The organism is Thermobrachium celere DSM 8682, assembly GCF_000430995.1.
Classification (GTDB): domain Bacteria; phylum Bacillota; class Clostridia; order Clostridiales; family Caloramatoraceae; genus Thermobrachium; species Thermobrachium celere.
Genome location: NZ_HF952017.1, coordinates 1 through 529 on the forward strand (window position 1 = coordinate 1; position 529 = coordinate 529).

At 35.0% G+C, this 529-nt stretch carries 1 pseudogene; it reads right to left on the reverse strand.

Going from position 1 to position 529, the window contains the following annotated elements:
- Window positions 1-265: 265 nt before the first annotated feature.
- Window positions 266-529 (reverse strand): annotated as a pseudogene (locus tag TCEL_RS00595) (acyl-CoA dehydrogenase family protein); the annotation flags it as partial.

The following is a 529-nucleotide window of genomic DNA, read 5'->3' on the forward strand; positions in this document are numbered from 1 at the left end:
TTTGCATATTTTGCTAGTATCCTCTTTACATAAATGTCAAGTTGTTGTGGTGTTCCATTTCTTAAGAGGTCTGTCATTATATTTTCCCTCCCTAATTAATTTCATAAATTCAAATTCTAATTTATACTATGCAATCAAGCTTAACTGTGTGATTTATCTACCAAAAAATCTTGGAAAATTTGATCCTTTTTTTCTAGAGTATTAACCTTCTCTAAAACAAGTTTAATGGTTTCATTTAAAAGCAATATCTGTGATTCAAAATATGTGCTGCATCTGTTCCTGCGTTTGGTTCAGTTAGTGCAAAGGCACCAAGATACTCTCCCTTTAAAAGCTTTGGAAGATATTTTTGTTTCTGCTCATCTGTACCAAATGTATATATTGGCCAGCAGCATAGGGATGTATGGGCAGATAGAATAACTGAAGTTGTAGCACAAGCCTTTGCAAGTTCTTCAACTGCCATGATGTATGTTATGAAGTCTCCACCTGCCACCCCCTACTTCTCTTTCAAATGGGATACCCATCATTCCAA